Origin of the sequence: Paraburkholderia hiiakae, assembly GCF_904848665.1 — a bacterium.
Classification (GTDB): domain Bacteria; phylum Pseudomonadota; class Gammaproteobacteria; order Burkholderiales; family Burkholderiaceae; genus Paraburkholderia; species Paraburkholderia hiiakae.
The window spans coordinates 1-688 of sequence record NZ_CAJHCQ010000061.1; the positions used below are offsets into that span (position 1 = coordinate 1).

Genomic DNA, 688 nt, shown 5'->3' on the forward strand with positions numbered 1-688 from the left:
GCCCAGATCGTGCGCGCCATCTTGTTGGCCAGCGCCACCACCGCCACGTTGAACGGTCGTCGCGCCAGCAGACATTGCAGAGCTTCGCTCAGGTGTTTGCCATGTGTGAGCACGGCGCGCGCGCCATGAATCAGCAAGGTGCGCAAATACACGTCGCCTCGTTTGCTGATGCCCAGCAGCTTCACACGCCCGCCGGTGCCGCTCTGACGCGGCACCAAGCCCAGGAACGCAGCGAATTCGCGTCCCGAATGAAACGTGCTGGCCTCGCCGATCGTTGCGATGGCGGCGGTGGCGCTTAGCAAGCCTACGCCCGGAATCGCCATGAGCCGCCTGGCCGCTTCGTTTTCGTGTCGCCAGAGCGCCAGCCGACGCTCGATGGCAGCCATGTCGTGCGTGAGCGCTTCGATGCGCTGCAGTTGTTCCCGCAGCGTCTCGATCACCATCGCCGGCAACGTGTCGGCCAATTCCGTCAACGCCCGCGCTGCGTCGGCCATGCTGCGCCGACCGGCTGGCACGCCAGCGCCGAACTCGTAGAGCAGACCATGCATCTGGTTGATCTGCATCTGGCGCATCTTCATCAACTGCTCACGCACGCGGTGCAACGTCAGCACGCTTTGCTGAGCTTCGCTCTTGACAGCGACAAAGCGCATCTCCGGACGTTGCGCCGCCTCCCAGATCGCCTGGGCAT

1 protein-coding gene is annotated in these 688 nt (G+C 64.4%); it reads right to left on the minus strand.

Going from position 1 to position 688, the window contains the following annotated elements; translation table 11 throughout:
- On the minus strand, positions 1-688 hold a 688-nt coding region (locus JMY28_RS38825), incomplete at both ends, for an IS110 family RNA-guided transposase (RefSeq protein ID WP_201701151.1).